Origin of the sequence: Arcicella aquatica, from assembly GCF_034928825.1 — a bacterium.
GTDB lineage: Bacteria > Bacteroidota > Bacteroidia > Cytophagales > Spirosomataceae > Arcicella > Arcicella aquatica.
On the sequence record NZ_JAYFUL010000088.1, the window covers coordinates 1 to 5,315 of the forward strand.

Here is a 5,315-nt window from a genome sequence, read left to right on the forward strand (position 1 = left end):
GGGCTTCAACGCTTGGTTTTAAAGACTATTTATGTACATTTAAGCTAATTTAATCAATAATAACATTTCCATTTCAACTTTTTAAAAGATGTGGGTAATCAGTAGGACTTAAGTCCCTCTCTATGGATGGATTTTTAGTGTTAATTGATTTATCAATACCCTCCACGGAATTTATAAGTATCAGCCACTTTCTTAATCGCTACGATATAAGCCGCAATACGCATAGGTACTTTAAATTGTTGAGATGTAAGGAATACCTTATCGAAAGCATCTTTCATAATTCTATCTGAACGACGATTGATACGGTCGAGATTCCATTTATAACCCATACGGTTTTGAACCCATTCAAAATAAGATACCGTAACGCCTCCAGCATTCGCCAGAATATCTGGCACTACTAATATCCCTTTCTCATTAATAATATCATCAGCTGAAGCAGACGTTGGGCCATTGGCTCCTTCAACAATCAATTTTGCTTGGATATAAGGTGCGTTTTCGATAGTGATAACATCTTCTTTAGCAGCAGGTACTAATACATCCACGTCTAAAGTCAATAGCTCTTCATTCGAGATTCTTTCAGCCCCCGGGAAATTTGCTAATGTACCTTTGTTTAAGTCTCTGAATTTAATAGCCCCTTCAATATCAATACCGTTTTCGTTGTAATAAGCACCAGAAATATCAGAAATGGCTTTGATCATTACGCCACGTTCGTGTAATAAGCTAGCAGCATGAGAACCCACATTGCCAAAACCCTGAACGGCGGCAGTAGATTTATAAGGGTTGATTTTAAGTTTATCCATGCCAGCCAAAGCCGAAACCATTACCCCACGACCTGTTGCTTCTGTACGACCTAACGAACCACCCAAAACCAAAGGCTTACCTGTTACAACGGCATTGACCGTCATTCCCTTTGCTTTAGAGTATTCATCCATCAGCCAAGCCATTTCGCGAGGACCAGTACCCATATCTGGTGCAGGTATGTCTCTGTCTGGACCAAATACATCTAACATCGATACCGTATAAGCACGCATTAAACGTTCCATCTCGCCAGCCGACATTTCACGGGGATTGCAGGCGATTCCACCCTTCGCTCCGCCATAAGGAATATCTACTACAGCACATTTCCATGTCATCCAAGCAGCTAATGCGCGTACTTCATCAATATTCACAGCAGGGTCAAAACGAATTCCCCCTTTTGACGGACCAAGGATGTTAGAGTGTATTACGCGGTAGCCTTCAAATACCTTAATACTTCCATTATCCATTGTAATAGGTAATCCTACTGTTACCTGACGAGCAGGCACTTTAAGGATATAATACATTTCATCAGAAATTCCCAATAATTCAACGGCTTTGTCGAAGCGTTGCATCATGGATTCTAGCGGGTTTTCTTTGTCCTTGATAGGAGCGGGCTCTAAGTAAGTCATTGTTTTGATATATCCGACTGCCAGTATTATAGTATATTGAAATATTAGGAAAATACTATTTCCTGTTTTTCGCTAAATATGTGGTAATCAGGTCTTGAGATTTGTTTTTGTTGATTATGCACAAACATAACACACTTGAAACGACAAAAACAAGTCCTTTGTATGTAAGTATAAATACCTGATTTTTAATCAAAAAACATAAATTTGAGGTATTTTTGCTTTTTGCTTTTTAACTTTATGGAAGATAGATGCGTTTGCCAAATAATCGTTGGCTAATTCTAAAAATTAAGAAATTATAAAATTTTAGAAAAATTTAATTTATTCTTGAAATATTGCAAATTTTAAAACCAACAACTTATCTTTGCAAAAATTTTAAATGCTATTAATTTAATATTCAACCCAAACAGCCCTATTGAATATGAACACTATTGTAGAAGAAAAAACGCGATACTCTGAGGAAGAGCTAAAAGAATTTGAAGTGCTTATCACTAACAAATTGGAAGATGCACGTGGCGAGCTAAACTACATTCGTGAAGCATTACACAAACGTAATGATCCGGGAACAGATGTGACAGCAGGTAGCTCTAAGCCAATGGAAGATGGTGCTGATACTTCTGAAAAAGAAAGTATGAGCCAATTAGCAGCACGTTTGCAAAAATTTGCTACTCAGTTAGAGAATGCTTTAATCCGTATCAAAAATGGCACTTATGGTGTATGCATTGATACTGGAAAATTAATTCCTAAAGAACGCCTAAGAGCTGTGCCTCATACACAACAGACGATTGAAGCGAAGTTGATGAAACAACGCTAATTATCTGAATGGCAATTTATTGTTAATAATGATAGAGTTTTTCTGATAAAATCTCTATACATTATTTATTGTGCCCTTTTATTTGTTTCGCTCATTCAAAATTTAAAAATATTTTAATGGCTATAGCATAAATATTATAGCCTACTTTAATTGTGCATCATCATCAAACTAATTAATATGAACAACAACTTTCCTCTTTACATTCCTAGCAAAAAGCGGTTAACCGCTTTTTTGTTTTTTATGCTTATTCGCACTTGTTTCGGACAAGTACCTAATAGCTACTTTCTGCCACAGAATATTAGTTATGACCCTAAAATTCCTACGCCACAACAATATTTGGGGTATCAGGTAGGCGACTGGCATATTCAGCACGAGCAACTGATGGGCTATATGAAAAAAGTAGCTGAATTATCAGACAGGGTTGAGCTGAGCGAATATGGTCGTAGTTACGAAAACAGACAATTGTTATTATTGACGATTTCGTCTCCTAAAAACCTTGCGAATGCAGACAAAATTAAAGCAGACCATCATAAGTTAGTAGAACCCGATAAATCGTCGAGCTTAGATACTAAAAATATGCCTATCGTAGTGTGGATGGGCTATTCTGTACATGGAAACGAAGCCAGTGGTACAAATGCTTCAGTATTGGCATTATATTATTTGGCGGCGGCTCAGGGTGCTGAAATAGATTCTATCTTGAACGAATCGGTTATTTTACTCGACCCACGCATTAATCCAGATGGGGGTGAGCGTTTTTCAAGCTGGGTAAATGCCAACAAAAGCGTGAACATGGTATCTGACCCGAACAGTAGAGAACTGAATGAGATGTGGCCAGGTGGACGTTATAACCATTATTGGTTCGACCTTAACCGTGACTGGCTTTATACGCAACATCCAGAAAGTAAAGGCAGAATACAGAAATTTCATGAATGGAAACCAAATATCTTGACTGACCACCATGAGATGGGGCCTAATTCATCATTCTTCTTTCAACCCGGTATTCCAGCCAGAACGCACCCACTTACGCCAAAGAAAAACATAGATTTAACCGAGGTAATTGGTAAGTTTCATGCGGCAGCGTTAGATAAAATCGGGTCATTATACTTTACAAAAGAAGGTTATGACGATTTTTACTATGGAAAAGGCTCAACCTTCCCAGACGTGCAAGGAAGTATCGGTATCTTGTTTGAACAAGCTAGTTCTCGTGGACATTTACAAGAAACACAGAATGGCAATATGAGTTTTGCCTTTACCGTTAGAAACCAATTTGTTACTACGCTTTCTACGTTGCGTGCAGCCAAGGCTATGCGTCAGGATTTGTTAGATTACCAAAGAAGTTTCTATCAAGAAAAATCTACTTCGGCTACCAAAGCTTACGTTTTTGGTGGAGGTACTGATAAAGTAAAGGTTTGGGAAATGATTAATATCCTTCGTCAACACGAAATAGATGTTTTCAATGTATCAAAAGATGAAACACTTGATGGAAAAACCTTTAAAAAGGGCGAGGCATTTGTAGTGCCTTTAAGTCAGCCACAATATCGTTTAGTACAAGGGATTTTTGAAAAACGTACTACTTTTGAAGATTCTCTTTTCTATGATATTTCGGCGTGGTCTATGCCACATTGTTTTAATGTGCCTTATTCAGAAGCTAAAATCGCTTTAGCTTTAGGAGATAAGTTAACGAAAAATGAATTCCCCAAAGGGAAAATCATTGGTAATACTACTTACGGTTACGTATTTGAATGGGATAGCTATTTTGCCCCAAGAGCAGCCTATGAATTACAGAAGAAAGGCTACAAACTAAAAGTAGCTACTGAGCCTTTTACAGGAGTGTTTGAAGGTGGAACAAAAGCATTTAGCTATGGTACCGTAGAAATCACCGTTGGTTCAAATCAACAAGCAGATTTCGTTGCCTTGAAAACATTGTTACAAACACTGGCTGAGAGAGATGGCATTGACTTTTATGCTTTACAAACAGGTTTAACACCATCAGGAATTGATTTAGGAAGTAGCTATTTCGCACCGATGCGCCAACCGAAGGTTTTGATGTTGACAGGCACAGGCGTGAATCCAAACGATGCGGGTGAGATTTGGCATTTATTAGATACTAGGGTAAACATTCCTCTATCGATGTCGGATATTACACAAGTAAACCGCATGAGTTTAGAGAAATACAATACGTTGATTCTTTCGAGTGGTGAATACAGCACTTTGAATGAAGAGAAAATAAAAACATGGGTTAGAGGAGGCGGTACTTTAATCGCTTTAACGGATGCGGTAGAATGGGCTTCGGCAAAAGGCTTATCTCCTGTGAAAATTAAAAATATTCCTGCCGATACTGCTACTGCTAAACCTTATGCGTTGGCAGAACGCTATAAAGGTGCACAACAAACAAGTGGTGCTATTTTTCAAGTAAAACTAGACCCTACGCACCCAATTGGCTATGGATATAAAGACCAAACGCTAAGCGTTTTCAGAGATAATAATATTTATTTAGAGAAAATTAAAGACCCATACAATGCTCCATTGATTTATACTAACGACCCTCTGGTAAGTGGTTATATCACTGAACGTAACAAGAAGTTAATGAAAAATACTCCTTCGGTAGTAGCAACAGCTTTTGGAGCAGGAAAAGTGATTGTGATGACGGATAATCCAAACTTCAGAGCATTTTGGTATGGTACTAACAAATTGTTTTTAAATGCTATTTTCTTTGGTTCAACAATACTTTCAGGAGTACGTGGGGGAGATGAGGATTAGGTTTTAGTAGTCGGCAATCGGATTTCAGCTATCAGCTTTCGTGGTGGCTATTGAGATTCAGTTGTAGAACTTATTTTAGCTTTCAGAAGTCGGCTTTCGGTTTATCGGAAGCCGACTTTTTTGTTTTAGGATTATCAACGTTATAAAAAACAGTAGGGACGAATTGCATTCGTCCTTTGTAGCAAAAAAAATATCAGCAAAGAGGCTGTCCCAAAAGGATAGCCTCTTTTTAATGGTCAATTTTATAGAACGCTATAATTTTCCATTCCTAATTTTCTAAAGTCGAATTTGAAGAATTCTAAATATTTTAATAGACT

3 protein-coding genes are annotated in these 5,315 nt (G+C 37.7%); 2 read left to right on the forward strand and 1 reads right to left on the reverse strand.

The features are described from left to right. Nucleotides 1–152 precede the first annotated feature (152 nt). The gene (locus tag VB264_RS24775; protein WP_309922964.1) at nucleotides 153–1,427 is read right to left on the reverse strand and encodes a Glu/Leu/Phe/Val family dehydrogenase; all 1,275 of its coding nucleotides are present in this window, start codon (nucleotides 1,425–1,427) and stop codon (nucleotides 153–155) included. A gap of 418 nt (nucleotides 1,428–1,845) precedes the next feature. On the opposite strand from VB264_RS24775, the gene VB264_RS24780 reads away from it, so the two are divergent. Then, complete coding sequence (locus VB264_RS24780; protein WP_309922962.1) at nucleotides 1,846–2,238, forward strand: TraR/DksA family transcriptional regulator; 393 nt, start codon at nucleotides 1,846–1,848, stop codon at nucleotides 2,236–2,238. 177 nt (nucleotides 2,239–2,415) lie between these two features. Beyond that, the gene (locus tag VB264_RS24785; protein ID WP_323254073.1) at nucleotides 2,416–4,998 is read left to right on the forward strand and encodes a M14 family metallopeptidase; all 2,583 of its coding nucleotides are present in this window, start codon (nucleotides 2,416–2,418) and stop codon (nucleotides 4,996–4,998) included. Nucleotides 4,999–5,315: the final 317 nt, after the last annotated feature.

Bases quoted from the DNA above. Each gene is read 5' to 3' on its own strand.
- VB264_RS24775 (WP_309922964.1), bottom strand. From the start codon at position 1,427: ATGACTTACTTAGAGCCCGCTCCTATCAAGGACAAAGAAAACCCGCTA.
- VB264_RS24780 (WP_309922962.1), top strand. From the start codon at position 1,846: ATGAACACTATTGTAGAAGAAAAAACGCGATACTCTGAGGAAGAGCTA.
- VB264_RS24785 (WP_323254073.1), top strand. From the start codon at position 2,416: ATGAACAACAACTTTCCTCTTTACATTCCTAGCAAAAAGCGGTTAACC.